The following is a 16,550-nucleotide window of genomic DNA, read 5'->3' as shown; positions in this document are numbered from 1 at the left end:
CCGCGCGCCGCCTTGTTCACCCGTTCAAGGTCTTTCTCAGGAAACCCAGTTCGAGCCGCAGCAGGTTCGCCGCCACGTCCTCCTGGGTCACCAGATGGCCCGCCCCGGGCAGCGGCAGCACGGTGTGCGGCCGTCCCGCGGCCAGCAGTGCCGAGGAGAAGCGCAGCATGTGGACCGGCAGCACATTGTCGTCGGACAGGCCGTGCACCAGCATCAGCGGCCGCTCCAGGCGGTGCGCGTGCGCGACCAGTGAGCACTTCTCGTACGCGGACGCCTGGATGTCGGGGTGCCCGAGGTAGCGCTCCTTCCAGTGCGTGTCGTAGAGGCGCAGATCCGTGGGGGCCGCGCCCGCCACCGCCGTGTGGAAGACGTCAGGGCGGTGCAGCACCGCGCCCGCCGCGAGGAACCCGCCGAAGGACCAGCCGCGGATGCCGACCCGCGTCAGGTCCAGATCGTCGGGGAACCGCTCGGCCGCGGCGTGCAGGGCGTCCACCTGGTCGTCGAGCACGGGGGTCAGCTGATCGCCGTGGACGGCCCTCTCCCAGGCGTACCCGCGTCCCGGCGTGCCGCGCCCGTCCGTGATCAGCACCGCGTAGCCCTGCTCCGCGAACCACTGCGCCACGATCGTCCACCACCCGCGCGCGTGGACCACGAGTTGGATTCCTGGACCCGCGTAGGGACAGAGCAGCACGGGCAGTTTCGCGGAGCCCGGCTCGTGCCAGGACGGCAGGAACAGCATGCTGCGCAAGTCCCGTTCGCCCAGGGTGAGATGGCGGGGGCGGGGCCGTACGACCGGCTCTTCTGCCAGCACCGCGATCCGCCCCACCGGCTCGTCCCCGCGCAGCACGGTCACCGTCTGACCCTCGGGTGTCCTGCTGTCGAGGACCACGGTGTCGCCGCCGACGGCGGCCGTGTGCACGCCGGGCCCCTCGCTGATCTGGCGAGGAGTGCCGGTGCGTGCCTGAGGGCCGACCGCGTCGTCCTTGTGGTGGAACGACCAGACGTGGATCTCCGTCGGCTCGTACGACGCCGTGAACCACACCCGCTCGCCCGTGCTGCCCAGCACCTCGTGCACGTGGAGGCCGGACGGCGTCAGCGGGCTGCCCACCCGCAGGCCGCGCGTGTGGTCGCGTGGGTGCCATGGGTGTACGGGAGTGCCGCTCCCCAGGCGAAGAGGCGTGCCCGGCAGGAGATTCAGCCACGCGCGGTCCCGTTTGTGCGTAAGTATCTGCGTCTCGCCGCTCTCCGGATCGACCTCCAGGACGTACAGCGAGCGCTGGTCGCGAGTCTGAAGGGTGATCAGCGGACCGTGGGCGTCCCAGTCCGCCGTGGGGACGTACTCGAAGGCGCCGTCCGTCCATTCCTCGGCGACGTGGTACTCCTCGTCCACCCGCTCCGGAGTACGCACCTCCGTCCGCGTGCCGTCCAGACGCACCACATGCAGCGACGTCTCCGCGTTGGCGGTGCCCGCCGCCGGATAGCGGATCGCACGCGGCGGCCGCTCCGGGTGGGCCGGGTCCGAGAGCCACCAGCGCTGTACGTCGGAGGTGTCCACGCGCGCGACGAGCAGCGCGTCGCTCCCCGGTGACCACCAGAACCCCCGCTGTCTGCCCATGGACTCGGCCGCGACGTGGTCGGCGAGACCGTACGTGATCTCCGCGTGCTCCGGTTCGGCGAGCGCCCTGTCCCCCGTCCCGTCGACGCCGACCACACGCAGCGTGCCCCCGGTGACGTACGCGACGAGCGTGCCGTCGGGCGAGGGGCGCGGGTCGACCACGGGACCCGCCGTGCGGATCCGGCGCGGCGCGCCGCCCGCCGTGTCCACCACCCACAGGGCACCGCCCAGCGCGAAGGCGGCCACGCGCGCGTGGTGGTCGGTCGCGAAAGCGACCACTCCTTGTGACGCCTCCCCCGCGCGCTCCCTGCGGATGCGCTCGGCTTCGGGCAGCGGGCCCGTCTCGCCGAGGCCCAGCGGGTCCACGAGCATCCGCTCGGCCCCGTCCTCGAACACCCACAGCCTGCTGACCGGATCGTCGCCCGCCGTGGAGCGCACGAAAAGGACCCGCTCGCCGTCCGGAGAGACCGTGAACCCCCGTGGCACACCGAGCGAGAAGCGCCGGGTGCGGGCGAACTGGCGAGGAAGATCGGCGGAGTCCATGGCGGGCACTGTAGGCAGCGGGGCGGGTGATCGAACAGCGTGTCCCCGGCAGTAATCTGAGCCAATGCTCACCGAAGTCACCGCGGTCCGCTATGCCACCCCCCTGCGGGAGGGCGGATCGCTGCCCGGCGTCGTCGAGGTCGACGACCACGGCACGTACGCGACGTACGTCATGAAGTTCACCGGCGCGGGACAGGGGCGCAAGACGCTCGTCGCCGAGGTGGTCTGCGGGGAGCTGGCGCGCGGGCTCGGGCTGCGGATGCCGCGGCTCGTGCAGATCCGGCTCGACCCGGTGATCGGCCTCGGCGAGCCCGACCAGCAGGTGCAGGAGCTGCTCAAGTCCAGCGGCGGGCTCAACCTGGGCATGGAGTTCCTGTCGGGCGCGCTCGGCTTCGACCCGCTCGCCTTCGACGTGGACCCCGCCGAGGCGGGCCTGATCGTCTGGTTCGACGCCCTGATCAACAACGTGGACCGGTCCTGGCGCAACCCCAACCTGCTGCGCAGCCGGGGCGACCTCTGGCTCATCGACCACGGCGCGAGCCTGATCTGGCACCACAACTGGCGTACCGCGGAGACCGCGGCCGCCAAGCCGTACGACGCGTCCGACCACGTCCTCGCCCCCTTCGCGCCCGATGTGGCGGCGGCCGCCGAGCGGCTCGCGCCGCTGGTCACCGAGGAGCTGCTCGCCGAGGTCACCGCTCAGGTGCCCGACGCGTGGCTGGTGGACGAGCCCGGCTTCGCGACGCCCGACGAGGTGCGGCGCGCCTACACGGCGACGCTGCTGCCGCGCGCCAAGACCATCCACGAGCGGATCACCCTGCCGGGGACCGACCGGAAGGACGCCACGAAGTGAGCGAGCAGAGCGCGCCCGAGCGGCACGTCTTCGAGTACGCGCTGGTGCGCGTGGTGCCGCGGGTCGAGCGCGGCGAGCAGTTCAACGCGGGCGTGGTGGTGTACTGCCGCGCCAAGACCTACGTCGGCGCCCGCACGCACCTGGACGAGGCCAAGCTGCGGGCCCTGGACCCCGACGCGGACGTGCCCGGCATCCGGGCCGCGCTCGGCGCCGTCGAGCGGATCTGCGCGGGCGGCGAAGCGGCCGGTCAGGCCGAGCGCGACGAGGCGGGCCGGCGCTTCCGCTGGCTGATCGCGCCGCGCTCCACCGTGGTCCAGCCGGGCCCGGTGCACACCGGCCTCACGGCGGACCCCGCGGCCGAGACGGACCGCCTCCTCGACCTGCTCGTCAAGTGAGCGATGACCCGCGCGGCGGGTAATGAATCACAGCGTCCTGTGTGCCGTTGACACCCGGTGCCAGGGCTTCTAGCGTCTCGTCCAGCTGAAGGTACTAAGCGGTCGCTCACCATCGGGGCGTACCGTGGAGCCGCATCCCAAGGGCGAGGAGAACCAGCATGTCCACCACTGAGCAGCGCGTCGCGGTCGTGACCGGCGCCGCACGAGGCATCGGCGCGGCGACCGCCGTACGGCTCGCCGCCGAGGGCCGTGCCGTGGCCGTCATCGACCTCGACGAGGCCGCCTGCAAGGACACCGTCGAGCGGATCACCGCGGCCGGTGGCAAGGCGCTCGCCGTCGGCTGCGACGTGTCCGACGAGGCCCAGGTCGAGGCCGCCATCGCCCGGGTCGCCGCGGAGCTCGGCGCGCCGACGATCCTCGTCAACAACGCCGGTGTCCTGCGCGACAACCTCCTCTTCAAGATGAGCGCGGGTGACTGGGACACGGTCATGAACGTGCATCTGCGCGGGGCGTTCCTGATGTCCCGCGCCATCCAGAAGCACATGGTGGACGCCACGTTCGGCCGGATCGTCAACCTCTCCTCGTCCTCGGCGCTCGGCAACCGCGGCCAGGTCAACTACGCCGCGGCCAAGGCCGGTCTCCAGGGCTTCACCAAGACCCTCGCCAAGGAGCTCGGCAAGTTCGGCGTCACCGCCAACTCCGTCGCCCCCGGCTTCATCGTCACCGAGATGACCAAGGCGACCGCCGACCGCGTCGGCATGGACTTCGAGGAGTTCCAGACCGCGGCCGCCACCCAGATCCCGGTGCAGCGCGTCGGCCGCCCCGAGGACATCGCCAACGCCATCGCCTTCTTCACGGGCGATGACGCGGGCTTCGTCTCGGGTCAGGTCATGTACGTCGCCGGTGGCCCGCTCAACTGATCTGGAAGGCAGCGATCATGGCAGTACAGCCAGTGCAGGACAGCGGGAAGGCCGCGCTCGTCACGGGCGCGAGCCGGGGCATCGGATACGGCATCGCGGAGGCCCTGGTCGCCCGCGGCGACCGGGTCTGCATCACGGGACGCAACGAGGACGCCTTGAAGGAGGCCGTCGAGAGGCTCGGTTCCGACCGGGTCATCGGCGTCGCGGGCAAGGCCCACGACGAGGCGCACCAGGGGGTCGCCGTCGAACGCGCGATGGAGGCGTTCGGCCGGGTCGACTTCCTCATCAACAACGCCGGTACGAATCCGGTGTTCGGGCCCATGGCCGACATGGACCTCAACGTGGCGCGCAAGGTCTTCGAGACCAATGTGATCTCGGCGCTCGGCTTCGCGCAGCAGACCTGGCGCGCGTGGCAGAGCGAGCACGGCGGCGCGATCGTGAACATCGCCTCCGTGGCCGGTGTCTCCCCCTCGCCCTTCATCGGGGCGTACGGGATGAGCAAGGCCGCCATGGTCAACCTCACCCTTCAGCTCGCGCACGAGTTCGCGCCGAAGGTGCGCGTGAACTCCATCGCGCCCGCGGTCGTCAAGACCAAGTTCGCCCAGGCGCTCTACGAGGGCCGCGAGGAGGAGGCGGCCGCCGCGTATCCGCTGGGCAGGCTCGGCGTGCCCGAGGACATCGGGGGCGCCGCCGCGTTCCTCACCTCCGCGCAGTCCGACTGGATCACGGGTCAGACACTCGTGGTCGATGGCGGCATTTTCCTCAACGCGGGCGTCGGCTGACGAAGCCCGCGCAAGGGTGCGGTAGGCCGCCAAAAGCGACGTACACGCGCATCAAGTGCCCCGTCGGCGCCAGGAGTTGGCCCGGCGGGGCACTGCGATATTGTCTCCCGACCCCCTGACATGGCCGATCGAGGAGCGTGCGCGTGTTCAGTGAAATTCCCCTTGCGAAGAGGATGAGGGGTCGGCGCCCGGTGGTGGCGCTCGTGTCGACGTCCCTGCTGACGAGCTGTGGGGTGCTGTCCTCGGACGGGCCCGACGAGGCGGAACAGATCACCGTCGGCACGATGAGCGCGCCCAGCACGCTGGACCCCGCGAAGGCGTGGGACAGCTCCTGGGAGCTCTACAGAAACGTTTTTCAAACTCTCCTCAGCTTCCCTTCGGGAGCCACCGAACCGGAACCGGACGCGGCCGAGTCCTGTGGCTTCAAGGACTCCGGAAGTACGGTCTTCACCTGCGAACTCCGTGACGGACTGACGTTCTCCGACGGCGACGAACTGGACGCGGCAGCCGTCAAGTACTCCTTCGACCGCATGCGCGTCCTCGACGAGAGGAAGATCGTCAAGGGCGGCCCCATGGGACTGCTCGGTTCGCTCGACCGGGTCGAGACCAAGGGGAAGCGGACCATCACCTTCCGCCTCAAGAAACCGGACGCCACGTTCCCCTTCGTGCTCGCCACTCCGGCCATGTCGATCGTCGATCCGCACGAGTATCCGGCGGACCGACTTCGCGAGGGCAACGAAGTAACCGGTTCCGGTCCGTACACGCTCCAGGCGTACGCGCGCAACGAGAAGGCCGAGCTGGTCAGGAACGACAGCTACAAGGGCGCGGCCGACATCAAGAACGACGCCGTCACCATCCGCTACTTCCAGAAGTCCGCCGCGATGGTCGACGCCCTGAAGTCGAAGCAGATCGACGTGACGTTCCGCGGGCTCGACTCGCAGGACATCGTCACCATGCAGGGCAGGGGCCGGCGCGAGCAGGACATCGAGCTCGTCGAGGGCTCGGGCACCGAGATCCGCTACCTGGTGTTCAACACCAAGGACCCGTGGGCCAGGAAGCTGCCCGTACGGCGGGCCGTCGCCCAGATCGTCGACCGCGGGGCGATCGCCCACAACGTCTACAAGGACACCGTCGAGCCGCTGTACTCCATGGTCCCCAGGGGCCTCACCGGACACGCCACCGGCTTCTTCGACGAATACGGGAACCCCAGCAACGCCAGGGCCAAGCGCATCCTCACCCAGGCCGGCATCAACCAGACCGTCCCGCTCACCCTCTGGTACACCTCCGACCGCTACGGCTCCGCGACCGCCAAGGAGTTCGCCGAGCTCAAGCGGCAGCTGGAGGCGTCGGGACTCTTCAAGGTCACGCTCAAGAACCGCCCCTGGACCGAGTTCCAGGAGGGCTACAGCAAGGGCGAGTACCCCGTCTTCGGCCGCGGCTGGTTCCCCGACTTCCCCGACGCGGACAACTTCATCGCGCCCTTCGTCGGCCCCAAGAACGTGCTCAACACGCCCTACCCCTCCAGGGAGATCACCGACGAACTGCTGCCGCGCGAGCGCAGGGAGGACGACCGCGGCGCCGTGATCGGCGACTTCGAGCGGGCCCAGGAGATCCTCGTCGACGACGTGCGGCTGCTCCCGCTCTGGCAGGGCAAGCAATACATCATGTCCAGCGAGGAGATCGCGGGCGGCGAACGCGCCCTCGACCCCTCGGCGATCATGATGATGTGGGAGCTGCAGCGGAAGACCAGCTGGTAGCCGCCCGCCCGGCGGCGCGTGCGCGACCTGCCGGGGCGTCCGGGGCAGCGGGCCGATTGTCAGTGGTCGCCGGTAGGTTCTGTGGTGAGAAGTGACCGCACACCGGAGGTTGTTGACGTGACCGACATCGCCATGCTGCCCGCGTCCTGGCGCGGAGTCCTCGGCGAGGAGCTCCAGAAGCCCTATTTCAAGGAGCTCACCGAGTTCGTCGAGGAGGAGCGGGCGAAGGGCCCCGTCTTCCCTCCGCGTGACGAGGTCTTCGCCGCTCTCGACGCGACGCCGTACGACGGGGTGAAGGTCCTGGTCCTCGGCCAGGACCCGTACCACGGCGAGGGCCAGGGGCACGGTCTCTGCTTCTCCGTGCGCCCCGGTGTGAAGACCCCGCCCTCCCTGCGCAACATCTACAAGGAGATGAAGGAGGAGCTCGGCCACCCCGTGCCGGACAACGGCTATCTGATGCCGTGGGCCCAGCAGGGCGTCCTCCTGCTGAACGCGGTGCTCACGGTCCGCTCCGGAGAGGCCAACTCGCACAAAGGCAAGGGCTGGGAGAAGTTCACGGACGCGGTCATCCGCGCGGTGGCCGACCGCCCCGACCCGGCCGTCTTCGTGCTCTGGGGGAACTACGCCCAGAAGAAGCTCCCCCTCATCGACGAGGACAAGCACGTGGTCGTGAAGGGCGCGCACCCCTCGCCGCTGTCCGCGAAGAAGTTCTTCGGCTCGCACCCCTTCACGCAGATCGACGCGGCGGTGGCCGCGCAGGGGCACGAGCCGATCGACTGGCGGATCCCGGACATCGGCTGAGGTCACCCCTCCAGGGCGTAGTCGAAGGTGTACGGGGAGGTGGGCCGCCCGCCCTGCGCGGTGTACGAACCGGTGCCGGTGAGCCCCGTCAGCTCGCCGGTCGCCGAGTCCGGAAGGACGGTGCAGGCGCAGTCGATGCCGCCGTCCGCACGGAAGGCGCCGCGCTGCTCCATGACGAAGGAGCCCGCGCGGCCGTCGAGCGTGCCCTCGATGAACTCGTAGCCGACGAAGGTGCCGGTCGTCTCGCTCGTGTACGCGATGGTGTACTCGCACGAGGTGCCCTTGGCCTCGATGCCGCCCGCGTAGTCGTTGGTGACGGAGGCGTGCGCGATGCGGGCGCCTCCGTCCGCTCCCGCGACCGGCTTCTCGTCCCACCGGGCGAAGGTGAACGTGCCGGTGATCTGCTGGTGCATGGGATCCCTTCGGTACAGAGAGCCCCTGGTGGGCCGCTCCGGAGAAGACCCTCGCAGCGGTACCTGACATCTTCTGTCAGGTACCGAGGCAGACTTGGCGCATGCGCGCCGACCGGCTCCTCGCCCTGCTCCTGCTGCTCCAGAACCGCGGGCGCATGAGCGCACCCGAACTCGCCGCGGAGCTGGAGGTCTCGGTCCGGACCGTCTACCGGGACGCCGAGGCGCTCGCCGCCGCCGGGGTGCCCGTCTACGCGGAGCGCGGTCCTGCCGGTGGCTTCCGGCTCCTGGACGGCTACCGCACCCGGCTGACCGGGCTCACGGACGACGAGGCCGACTCCCTCGCCCTCGCCGGTCTGCCGACGGCCGCCGCGGAGCTGGGCCTCGGCGCGGAACTGGCCACCGCCCAACTGAAGTTGACCGCCGCGCTGCCCGCCGGCCTCGGCGAGCGCTCCCGGCGCATCCAGGAGCGCTTCCACCTCGACGCGACCGCGTGGTTCCGCACCGCGGAACCGGCACCGCTGCTGGCCGAGGTCGCCGACGCCGTGTGGCGCAGGCGGGTGCTGCGGGGGCACTACCGGCGCTGGGGCGGCGACGTGCGGCGCGTGCTGCATCCCCTGGGCCTCGTCCTCAAGGCGGGCACCTGGTACCTGGCGGCGACCGCGTCCGCTGACGGCGTCGTACGGACGTACCGGGTGTCGCGGTTCCTGGAACTGACCGTGACGGAGGAGGAGTCCGCCGAGGGCCCCGAAGGCTTCGACCTCGCGGCGTACTGGGCGCGGGCGTCGAGCGGTCTGGAGGCGCGGGTGCTGCGCGGCACGGCGCGGCTCAGGCTCTCGCCCGCGGGCCTGCGGCTGCTGCCCGCGCTGTTCGGGGCGGCGGGGGACAGGGCCGTGGCCGGGGCGGGCGGCGCCGACCACGACGGCTGGGCCGAGGTGGACCTCGACGTGGAGGAGCTGCGGGTCGCGGTCGCCGACATCCTCCGGCTCGGCCTCGACGCCGAGGTGCTCGGGCCGCCGGAACTCCGGGCGGAAGTCGCCAGGTGCGTCACCGGGCTGGCCCAGCGCTACGCGTGAGCGCCCCGTCCCCGAACGTGCCTGACCGCGATTGTCAGTGGCTGCGGCTAGCGTCGTGGGCGACGGGCGGACGAGTGCGGAGGACACCGTGACGGAACAGCGGGAGCAGACGGCGGAGGACGCCATGATGACGCGGATCGGACAGGCGGTCATGCTGCATCACGCCGGTGACCGTGAGGAGGCGCGGGACCGCTTCCTCGTTCTGTGGGGAGAGATCGGCCAGGACGGCGACCCGCTGCACCGCTGCACGCTCGCGCACTACATGGCGGACACGCAGGAGGACCCCGCGGACGAACTGGCGTGGGACCTCAGGGCGTTGTCGGCGGCGGACGAGCTGACCGACGAGCGGCTCAACGCCCACCACCAGTCCCTCGCCGTGCGCGGCTTCTACCCATCCCTGCACCTCAACCTGGCCGCGGACTACGTGAAGCTCCATCGCCCCGGGCCGGCCCGCACCCATCTGCGCCGGGCACGCGGAGGGGTCGGCGCGCTGGGGGACGACGAGTACGGGAACGGGATCAAGGCGGCCATCGCGCGTTTGGAGCGGGAGGTGGGGGAGGGGAGCGAGGAGGAGTGACGTGACTCGGCCCTGGGGGGCAGTGGTGGCGGGTTATCCGTGACGCCCACTGCTTGCGTATCGCGTAACGGGTGTCATGTGACGCGTGTCGCGTAACGAGTGACGGTCCCTCAACGACCGTACGTCTCACGGCAGATGACCGCCTGAGGACTGTCCGGCGCCCAGCCGCCGTACGCCTCGCCGAGCGCGCACGCGTCCGCTCCGGGTGCGGCGGGCTTGGCCGCGGGAGTGGGGCGGGTGGCGCCCGCGTCGGGCCGGGTGGCGGCGGGCCTGCGCACCGGGGGCTTGGCGGGGCGTGCGGGGCGGGGAGCGTGGGCCGGGGTTCCGGCGGGGGCTTCGGTCCGGACGGCCTCCTTCGCCGGACGAGGGTGCGGGTGCGCGGAGGAGGACGGGGGAGGGTCCATGCGCTCCAGCGCCTCTCTGGCCGGCGCCTGCACGATCTGCGGACGGCTCCTGCCGTCGGTCCGCGCCGCGCTCGGTGTCGCACTCGCCCCGGCCGGTCCCGCGGGTCCGGGCCGCTCGACGCTCACGCACCCCGTGACGGTGGCTGAAACGGCCACGGAGAGCAGGAGCGCGGCGGCGGTCGTCGATCGATGCATCCGCCCAACTCTGCGGTCCGCGCGGCCGACGAGGGCGTGAACGGGGGCAGGTTGCCCCGCACGGGTGACGGGCTGAGCGTGCGCAGGACCTGAGGGGGCGCAGGACCTGCGGGGGCGCGCCCGCCCGCAAGGTGCCCTCCTCCCTCACCCCTCCAGCATCCCCCGCAACAACTCGTCGAGGCCCGCCCGCAGCTCCTCCTCGGTCGGGACCGTCGCGTGGAACGAGCCCGCCACGCACGAGAACATCAGGCCGTCGCACCACGCCACCAGGGAGAGCGTGTGGCGTTCCGGTGCGGTGGAGCCCGCCGCGCGGAGCAGGGCTTCCAGCGGCTCCCTGAACTGCCGGCCCGCCGCGTCGTAGTACGCGCGCAGCTCCGGCCTGCGGGTCGCCTCAAGGGCCAACTCGTAGCGGGACACGAGCAGTTCGCGCGAGTCGCCGGTCAAGTAGCGGTGCAGGGCCAGGGCGAGGGCGCCGGTCAGGGCGGCGCGGCCGTGGGTGGGGTCCGGCATCTCGGTGGGGGTCAGGATCACCGCCTCGCGCTCGGCCTGGCGGCGCACCGCCGCTTCCAGGAGGGCGAGCCGGGTGCGCGCGTGGTTCGACGTGGAGCCCTGCGGGAGCCCCGCCGCCTCGTCGACGGCCCGATGGGTGAGGCCGCGCATGCCGCGTTCGGCGAGCAGGGCGAGCGCCGCGTCGGCGATCAGTTCGGTGCGGGACGCCCCCGCGCTGCGTACGGACATGAGGGGACTCTATCGCCCTCGACTACACCTGTAGTACGTTCTCCGTGTCGCTCACTACAGGTGTAGTGAGCGGGCGCACGGCAAGGCACGACAGAGCACGACAAGGCACGGCGGAGCACCACGGAGGAGTAGCCATGAAGCAGCAGCCCCACGCGGTCGTCATCGGCGGCGGCATCGGTGGACTCGCGGCCGCCATCGGCCTGCACAGCACGGGCTGGCGCGTCACCGTCCTGGAGCGCGCGGCCTCCCTGGAACCCGTCGGCGCGGGCATCGGCCTCGCGCCGAACGCCCAGCGCGCGCTCGACGTCCTGGGCCTCGGCGACCGGGTGCGCGAGCTCGCCGCCTGGCAGGGCCTCGGCGGCATGCGCGCGCAGAGCGGCCGCTGGCTGGTGCGCACGAGTGCCGCCGAGGCCGAAGGGGCGTACGGCGGCAGCCTGGTGATGCTGCACCGCGCGACCCTCGTCGACCTGCTGGTCTCCGCCCTGCCCGAGGGTGCGCTGCGCACCGGCACGAGCGCCCGTCTCAGCGATCGGGGCGGCACCGACCGCCCGGCCGTCGTCGCCACCGACGACGGTGACATCGAGGCGGACCTCGTCGTCGGCGCGGACGGCATCAACTCGGCCGTGCGCGACGTCCTCTTCCCCGGCCACCCCCGGCCCGTCTACGCCGGGTTCACCGCCTGGCGCTTCGTGATCACCGCACCGGACGAGCCCTTCGCGCCGCACGAGACCTGGGGGCGCGGCGGGGTCTGGGGCACCCAGCCGCTGAAGGACGGCAGGGTGTACGTCTACGCCACGGCCCGCGTGCCCGAGGGTGGCGCGGCGCCCGACGACGAGAAGGCCGAACTGACCCGCCGCTTCGCCGACTGGCACGACCCGATCCCCGCGATCGTCGCCGCCGTGCGGCCCGGGGACATCCTGCGCAACGACGTCCACCACCTGGTCACCCCGCTAGCCACCCACCACCGCGGCCGCGTCGTCCTGGTCGGTGACGCCGCGCACGCGATGACGCCGAGCCTCGGCCAGGGCGGCAACCAGGCCATCGAGGACGGAGTCGTCCTGGCCCACCACGCGGCGGCGGGCGGTGACCTCTTCGCCGGACTCGCCGCCCACAGCGCGGCACGCGTCCCGCGCACCACCGCGATCGTCCGGCGGGCCGCGCGCGCCTCCCGCGTCACCCACCCGACCAGCGCCCCGCTCGTCGCCGTCCGCGACACCCTGGTCGCGGCGGCATCGCGGCTCGGCCCGAACTTCATCCTGCGCAGTTTCGCCGCCATCGCCGACTGGTGCCCTCCGCAGGCCCCGTATGCTGCGGGAACGGCGACCGGAGGGCCCGCGCGCACCGCGCGGGCGACGGGGCGCGAGTCAGCACAGCGGTAGCCCGCGGTGGTACGGCGGTAGTAGGGAGACAGTGGTGAAGGTCGGCTGCATCGGACTCGGTGACATCGCACAGAAGGCGTACCTGCCCGTCCTCACCACCCAGCCCGGGGTCGAACTGCACCTGCAGACGCGTACGCCCGCCACCCTCGCCCGGGTCGCGGGCGTCCACCACATCCCGGACGCGCGGCTCCACACCGACCTGGACGCGCTGCTCGCCCAGGACCTCGACGCCGCGTTCGTGCACGCGCCGACCGCCGTGCACCCCCAGATCGTGGCGCGGCTGCTCGAAGCGGGCGTGCCGACGTACGTGGACAAGCCCATCGCCTACGAACTCGCCGACTCCGAGCGGCTCGTGCGGCTCGCGGAGGAGCGCGGCGTCAGCCTCGCCGTCGGCTTCAACCGTCGCTTCGCGCCCGGTTACGCCCAGTGCGCCGAGCACCCGCGCGAGCTGATCGTGATGCAGAAGAACCGTGTCGGGCTGCCCGAGGACCCGCGCACGCTGGTCCTGGACGACTTCATCCACGTCGTCGACACCCTGCGCTTCCTCGTCCCCGGGCCCATCGACCACGTCGGGGTGCGCGCCCGCGTCCAGGACGGGCTCATGGAGCACGTCGTGCTGCAGCTCGCGGGCGACGGGTTCACGGCGCTCGGCATGATGAACCGGCTGAGCGGTTCGACCGAGGAGGTCCTGGAGGTCTCCGGGCAGGACACCAAGCGGCAGGTGCTCAACCTCGCCGAGGTCGTCGACCACAAGGGCCAGCCGACGGTGCGGCGGCGCGGCGACTGGGTGCCGGTGGCCCGTCAGCGCGGCATCGAGCAGGTCGTGCTCGCCTTCCTCGACGCCGTGCGCGCGGGCAAGGTGCTCAGTGCCCGTGATGCGCTGGCAACTCACGAGCTGTGCGAGCGGGTGGTGCGGGCCGCTCAGGAGCAGACCGCCTGAGCAGCCGCGCCCCCTCGGCGGCGCACAGCAGCGCGAGGACGACGAGGGCGGCGTGCACGGTCCAGTCGCCCCAGCGCACGTACGCCGTCACGCCCTCGGCCAGCGGAACCTCGTACACCGCGGTGGCGCTCGCCGACGTGCCGAGCGGCGATCCGATGCGTGAGCCGTCCGGGCCGTAGACCGCGGAGACGCCGGTGAGCGTCGCGTGCACCATGGGGCGGCCGGTCTCCGCCGCCCGTATCGCGGCGAGCGAGGCGTGCTGGGGAGGTGCCCAGCTGTGCTGGAACGACGAGGTGGCGGACTGGGCGAGCAGCAGCTGCGCGCCGTCCCGGGTGAGGTGGCGGCTCATGTCGGGGAACGCCGACTCGAAGCAGACCAGCGGGCCGACCCGCAGACCGTGCCCGACGTCCATCACCACCTGCCGGTCGCCGCGCCTGCGGTCCTCGCCCGCCGCCTTGCCGACCGACGTCGCCCAGCCGAGCAGGGAGCGGGCGGGGACGTACTCGCCGAAGGGCACGAGCCGCATCTTGTCGTAGCGGTCGCCGGTCGGGCCCTGCGGGCCCACCAGGACGGAACTCTTGAAGATGCCGGGCCGGTCGGAGCGGCGCGCGTCCACGTTCACCAGGATGTCCGCGCCGACCTCCCGGGAGAGCGCGGCGATCCGGCGCGCGACATCGGGCCGGTCGGCGAGGTCGAAGCCGACGCTGCTCTCGCCCCACACGACGAGGTCGACGTCCCGGCCCACCAGGGTGCGGGTCAGCGCCTCCTCACGGGCGAGCCGTTTCTCAGGGCCCGCGATGCCGTCTATGACACCGGGCTGTACGACGGCGACGCGGGTGCCGCCCGCGGGCTCCGGGCGAGGGGCCCAGGCCCAGGCCGCGGTGGTCACGGCGGCGACGGCGACGATGCCGGCGACGGCGGGGGCGCCGGGGGAGGCCACGAACGTGCCGGTGCGCGCACCGCTGTCGGGTTTTGCGCGTCGGCCACCCGGCGCGGTGGCCAGCACGACCACCAGCAGCGCGACCGCCGTGTTCAGCGCCACGACCAGGGCGCTGACCAGCCACACGCCGCCCACGGACGCGACCCGCAGCGCGGGCCCGACCTGCCACTGGCTCGACCCGAGCAGACCCCACGGGCCGCCCAAGCCCTCCCAGGACCTGACCAGTTCGACCATCAGCCAGGCCGAGGGCAGTACGAGGAGGGCGACCGCGGCACGTCGGCGCGACGGCGCCCGGCCGAGCAGCCGCCGCACCAGCCAGCCCCACGGCGCCCACAGCAGGCCGAGCAGCGCGGCGATGAGGACCGTGAAGACATGCAGGCTCGGCAGCAGCCAGTGGTGGACGGCCACCATGAAACCGAGGCCGCCGAGCCAGCCGTCGAGCGCGGCGCGGCGCCCGGTCGGGGCCGAGCGGGCCAACAGCATCCAGGGCACGAGGGCGACGTACGCGAACCACCAAAGCGACGGGGCGGGGAACGCCAGCGCGGGCAGTGCCCCCGCCAGGACGGCCGCGCCACCCCGCCACCAGCGCGAGGCGAGCATCCGGCGGCCGCGCCGCCCGGCCCGCTCCCACCGGCCGTCGCCGATCAGCTCCATCCAGCGCCTCCCTCGGTCCCCGACGCCCGGTCGTGCCTCCAGTGTGCGCGCCCGGGACGATCTACGACAGTGGGTGTACGCCGTGGTGTGAGGGGCGGGGGACGCGCATGGCCGGAACGCGTTCAGGCCGGGGTGGCTACCCCGGGTGCGGGGTGATCCTGCGCCACTTCTCCGTGACGACGACCTCGCTGAGCCGCCAGCCGCCGTGCGTGCGGAGCAGCCCGAAGGAGTAGCGGCCGCCGCAGACGAAGTCCGGCTCGGGGGTCCCCTGCGCTGCCCCGTCGGGGCCGTCGGCGCCTGCGGCCGCGTGCGTCCCGTCCGCCGCGAACGCCATGGGGTTCACATAGTCGGCGAGCACGCGCGCGGTGTCCCCGGTGTCCTGGTCGAGCGTTCCGAACTCCAGCCGCCGGTTCACGATCAGATGCTGGCGCATCGAGAACATCCGCAGGGTCTCGGTCAGCCAGGCGGCGACATCGGCGGCCGCGCCCTCGATGCCGCCCGCGGAGCGGTAGTCGGCGCGCCCTCCTGGGGCGAACAGCCGACGGTAGGCGTCCCAGTCACCGTCGTCGACGGTCACGGCGTAGTCGGTGATGAGGGCGTCGATGGCCAACCGGTCCATCACTGCGGCGAGTTCCACGCGCTGCGTCATCGGCTCAGTGTTGGGCACGGGAGGTGGGGAGCCAAGAGGCGTGCACGGGACAAGAGTTGCCGGGGCCAGGGCCAGGGCTAGGCCCACGGGCCGTGCCCTTTCCCGTGCCGGGGGAGCGCGCGGCTGATCAGGTCGTGGACCAGGCACTCGCCGGGCGCGCGGTTCTCCTTGAGCAGGGGGAGATCGGCGGGGCCGAACCAGGCGTACGTGCTGTGCCGGGACCACTCGACGGCCGGGTGGGCCAGGTCGCCGGTGACCTCCACCACGAAGTCGGCCTCGTGCCGCACGCCGTCTCCGTCGTCGCTCCGCCGGACGGCGACGCCGAGGAATCTTCGTACGCGCCGCAGCTGCCAGCCCGTCTCCTCCTCGATCTCGCGGGCCAGGGCGTCGAGCAGCCCTTCGCCGGGTGCGACTTGGCCGCCCACGACGTCCCAGCAGTCGGGGAAGGGGTGCTCGGGCCCGCGCTTCTGTGCGAACGCCTCGCCCAGGTCGTTGAGGATCACCGCGCCGACCGCCCAGGTCTCCCCTTCGGCGGGCACGGGCACCTCGACGTCACGGTCGATGCCGAACGGCCTCATCTAGGCAGCTTTCACGATCTCCTCGCGGACCGCGGCGGCCCATTCCGTCACCAACTGCTCGTACTCCCTGCGCTGTTCGGCGGAGAGGCGGCCGCCCGCGCGCAGCCACAGGCCGCGGATCCGCTCGTTCAGTTCGCCGGAAGACCGCGCGGAACCATGGGGTGGTGGGGTTAAGGGCATGGAGTCAACCCTAGGGGATGGCTACGACAATCGGAACTGTCAGCTACCGCACACCTGCGCCATGTGATCGTCGTGTCGGTCGATGACCTCACATAAGACGCCGGGGCGCCGGGCTCGGATCGGCGGAAACCGGTCGGGTCGCCGGGCTCGGAACGGTATGGAAC

Annotated in this window: 18 protein-coding genes; 10 read left to right on the top strand and 8 right to left on the bottom strand. The window is 72.1% G+C overall.

Annotation, left to right across the window (positions count from 1 at the left end; translation table 11 throughout):
• Positions 1-16: 16 nt before the first annotated feature.
• Positions 17-2,158 (bottom strand): prolyl oligopeptidase family serine peptidase, encoded by a 2,142-nt coding sequence (locus tag ACIO9J_RS05460; RefSeq protein WP_401992861.1) that lies wholly within the window; start codon positions 2,156-2,158, stop codon positions 17-19.
• A gap of 64 nt (positions 2,159-2,222) precedes the next feature.
• Here ACIO9J_RS05460 and ACIO9J_RS05455 point away from each other — a divergent pair, with 64 nt between their 5' ends.
• The 6 genes from ACIO9J_RS05455 (at position 2,223) to ung (ending at position 7,666) form a co-directional block, all read left to right on the top strand.
• Positions 2,223-3,011, top strand: coding sequence for a HipA family kinase (locus tag ACIO9J_RS05455; protein ID WP_401992858.1), 789 nt, complete (start codon positions 2,223-2,225; stop codon positions 3,009-3,011).
• On the top strand, positions 3,008-3,406 hold the full coding sequence (locus ACIO9J_RS05450) for a DUF3037 domain-containing protein (RefSeq protein ID WP_401992855.1): 399 nt from the start codon (positions 3,008-3,010) through the stop codon (positions 3,404-3,406). Before ACIO9J_RS05455 ends, ACIO9J_RS05450 begins: the two co-directional genes overlap by 4 nt.
• Positions 3,407-3,564: 158 nt before the next feature.
• Positions 3,565-4,326 carry a 3-oxoacyl-ACP reductase FabG gene (gene fabG, locus ACIO9J_RS05445; protein ID WP_401992852.1) on the top strand — a complete coding sequence of 254 codons (762 nt, stop codon included), beginning with the start codon at positions 3,565-3,567 and terminating at the stop codon, positions 4,324-4,326.
• 17 nt (positions 4,327-4,343) lie between these two features.
• Positions 4,344-5,108 carry an SDR family oxidoreductase gene (locus tag ACIO9J_RS05440; RefSeq protein WP_401992849.1) on the top strand — a complete coding sequence of 255 codons (765 nt, stop codon included), beginning with the start codon at positions 4,344-4,346 and terminating at the stop codon, positions 5,106-5,108.
• Positions 5,109-5,281: 173 nt separating this feature from the next.
• A complete protein-coding gene (locus ACIO9J_RS05435; RefSeq protein ID WP_401992847.1) occupies positions 5,282-6,865 on the top strand; it encodes an ABC transporter substrate-binding protein in 1,584 nt (527 codons plus the stop codon).
• A 117-nt stretch (positions 6,866-6,982) separates the two neighbouring features.
• Positions 6,983-7,666: a uracil-DNA glycosylase gene (ung, locus tag ACIO9J_RS05430; RefSeq protein WP_401992844.1), complete on the top strand. Its 684-nt coding sequence runs from the start codon at positions 6,983-6,985 to the stop codon at positions 7,664-7,666.
• A gap of 2 nt (positions 7,667-7,668) precedes the next feature.
• On the opposite strand, the gene ACIO9J_RS05425 is transcribed toward ung, so the two are convergent.
• On the bottom strand, positions 7,669-8,079 hold the full coding sequence (locus tag ACIO9J_RS05425; protein ID WP_401992841.1) for a DUF3224 domain-containing protein: 411 nt from the start codon (positions 8,077-8,079) through the stop codon (positions 7,669-7,671).
• A 101-nt stretch (positions 8,080-8,180) separates the two neighbouring features.
• On the opposite strand from ACIO9J_RS05425, the gene ACIO9J_RS05420 reads away from it, so the two are divergent.
• Together ACIO9J_RS05420 and ACIO9J_RS05415 are read left to right on the top strand one after the other, a co-directional pair.
• Positions 8,181-9,152 (top strand): helix-turn-helix transcriptional regulator, encoded by a 972-nt coding sequence (locus ACIO9J_RS05420; protein WP_401992838.1) that lies wholly within the window; start codon positions 8,181-8,183, stop codon positions 9,150-9,152.
• Positions 9,153-9,240: 88 nt separating this feature from the next.
• Positions 9,241-9,729 (top strand): hypothetical protein, encoded by a 489-nt coding sequence (locus ACIO9J_RS05415; RefSeq protein WP_401992835.1) that lies wholly within the window; start codon positions 9,241-9,243, stop codon positions 9,727-9,729.
• 110 nt (positions 9,730-9,839) lie between these two features.
• On the opposite strand, the gene ACIO9J_RS05410 is transcribed toward ACIO9J_RS05415, so the two are convergent.
• Together ACIO9J_RS05410 and ACIO9J_RS05405 are read right to left on the bottom strand one after the other, a co-directional pair.
• Positions 9,840-10,328 carry a hypothetical protein gene (locus tag ACIO9J_RS05410; RefSeq protein ID WP_401992832.1) on the bottom strand — a complete coding sequence of 163 codons (489 nt, stop codon included), beginning with the start codon at positions 10,326-10,328 and terminating at the stop codon, positions 9,840-9,842.
• Positions 10,329-10,472: 144 nt separating this feature from the next.
• Positions 10,473-11,066: a TetR/AcrR family transcriptional regulator gene (locus tag ACIO9J_RS05405; protein ID WP_401992829.1), complete on the bottom strand. Its 594-nt coding sequence runs from the start codon at positions 11,064-11,066 to the stop codon at positions 10,473-10,475.
• Positions 11,067-11,200: 134 nt separating this feature from the next.
• Between ACIO9J_RS05405 and ACIO9J_RS05400 the strand changes: the two genes are divergently transcribed.
• Positions 11,201-12,445, top strand: coding sequence for an FAD-dependent monooxygenase (locus tag ACIO9J_RS05400; RefSeq protein ID WP_401992826.1), 1,245 nt, complete (start codon positions 11,201-11,203; stop codon positions 12,443-12,445).
• 34 nt (positions 12,446-12,479) lie between these two features.
• Positions 12,480-13,385 carry a Gfo/Idh/MocA family protein gene (locus ACIO9J_RS05395; protein WP_401992823.1) on the top strand — a complete coding sequence of 302 codons (906 nt, stop codon included), beginning with the start codon at positions 12,480-12,482 and terminating at the stop codon, positions 13,383-13,385.
• Here ACIO9J_RS05395 and lnt read toward each other — a convergent pair.
• The 4 genes from lnt to ACIO9J_RS05375 all read right to left on the bottom strand — a co-directional run bounded on the left by lnt (position 13,309) and on the right by ACIO9J_RS05375 (position 16,386).
• On the bottom strand, positions 13,309-14,979 hold the full coding sequence (gene lnt / locus ACIO9J_RS05390) for an apolipoprotein N-acyltransferase (protein WP_401992820.1): 1,671 nt from the start codon (positions 14,977-14,979) through the stop codon (positions 13,309-13,311). The two genes, ACIO9J_RS05395 and lnt, sit on opposite strands and share 77 nt — an antisense overlap.
• A gap of 136 nt (positions 14,980-15,115) precedes the next feature.
• Positions 15,116-15,628, bottom strand: coding sequence for a nuclear transport factor 2 family protein (locus tag ACIO9J_RS05385; RefSeq protein ID WP_401992817.1), 513 nt, complete (start codon positions 15,626-15,628; stop codon positions 15,116-15,118).
• A 77-nt stretch (positions 15,629-15,705) separates the two neighbouring features.
• Positions 15,706-16,206 carry an NUDIX hydrolase gene (locus ACIO9J_RS05380; protein WP_401992814.1) on the bottom strand — a complete coding sequence of 167 codons (501 nt, stop codon included), beginning with the start codon at positions 16,204-16,206 and terminating at the stop codon, positions 15,706-15,708.
• Entirely contained in the window at positions 16,207-16,386 is a 180-nt protein-coding gene (locus ACIO9J_RS05375; protein WP_401992811.1) for a hypothetical protein, read from the bottom strand.
• Between the last annotated feature and the right edge of the window lie 164 nt (positions 16,387-16,550).

The sequence above is a fragment of the Streptomyces sp. NPDC087300 genome, from assembly GCF_044744425.1.
Classification (GTDB): domain Bacteria; phylum Actinomycetota; class Actinomycetes; order Streptomycetales; family Streptomycetaceae; genus Streptomyces.
The sequence above is the reverse complement of the archived record's forward strand: the minus strand, read 5'-3'. Positions and strand labels throughout refer to the sequence as shown.

Coding starts and splice junctions, on each gene's coding strand:
- ACIO9J_RS05460 (WP_401992861.1), bottom strand. CDS start 2,158: ATGGACTCCGCCGATCTTCCTCGCCAGTTCGCCCGCACCCGGCGCTTC.
- ACIO9J_RS05455 (WP_401992858.1), top strand. CDS start 2,223: ATGCTCACCGAAGTCACCGCGGTCCGCTATGCCACCCCCCTGCGGGAG.
- fabG (WP_401992852.1), top strand. CDS start 3,565: ATGTCCACCACTGAGCAGCGCGTCGCGGTCGTGACCGGCGCCGCACGA.
- ACIO9J_RS05440 (WP_401992849.1), top strand. CDS start 4,344: ATGGCAGTACAGCCAGTGCAGGACAGCGGGAAGGCCGCGCTCGTCACG.
- ACIO9J_RS05435 (WP_401992847.1), top strand. CDS start 5,282: ATGAGGGGTCGGCGCCCGGTGGTGGCGCTCGTGTCGACGTCCCTGCTG.
- ACIO9J_RS05425 (WP_401992841.1), bottom strand. CDS start 8,079: ATGCACCAGCAGATCACCGGCACGTTCACCTTCGCCCGGTGGGACGAG.
- ACIO9J_RS05420 (WP_401992838.1), top strand. CDS start 8,181: ATGCGCGCCGACCGGCTCCTCGCCCTGCTCCTGCTGCTCCAGAACCGC.
- ACIO9J_RS05410 (WP_401992832.1), bottom strand. CDS start 10,328: ATGCATCGATCGACGACCGCCGCCGCGCTCCTGCTCTCCGTGGCCGTT.
- ACIO9J_RS05405 (WP_401992829.1), bottom strand. CDS start 11,066: ATGTCCGTACGCAGCGCGGGGGCGTCCCGCACCGAACTGATCGCCGAC.
- ACIO9J_RS05400 (WP_401992826.1), top strand. CDS start 11,201: ATGAAGCAGCAGCCCCACGCGGTCGTCATCGGCGGCGGCATCGGTGGA.
- lnt (WP_401992820.1), bottom strand. CDS start 14,979: ATGGAGCTGATCGGCGACGGCCGGTGGGAGCGGGCCGGGCGGCGCGGC.
- ACIO9J_RS05385 (WP_401992817.1), bottom strand. CDS start 15,628: ATGACGCAGCGCGTGGAACTCGCCGCAGTGATGGACCGGTTGGCCATC.
- ACIO9J_RS05380 (WP_401992814.1), bottom strand. CDS start 16,206: ATGAGGCCGTTCGGCATCGACCGTGACGTCGAGGTGCCCGTGCCCGCC.
- ACIO9J_RS05375 (WP_401992811.1), bottom strand. CDS start 16,386: ATGCCCTTAACCCCACCACCCCATGGTTCCGCGCGGTCTTCCGGCGAA.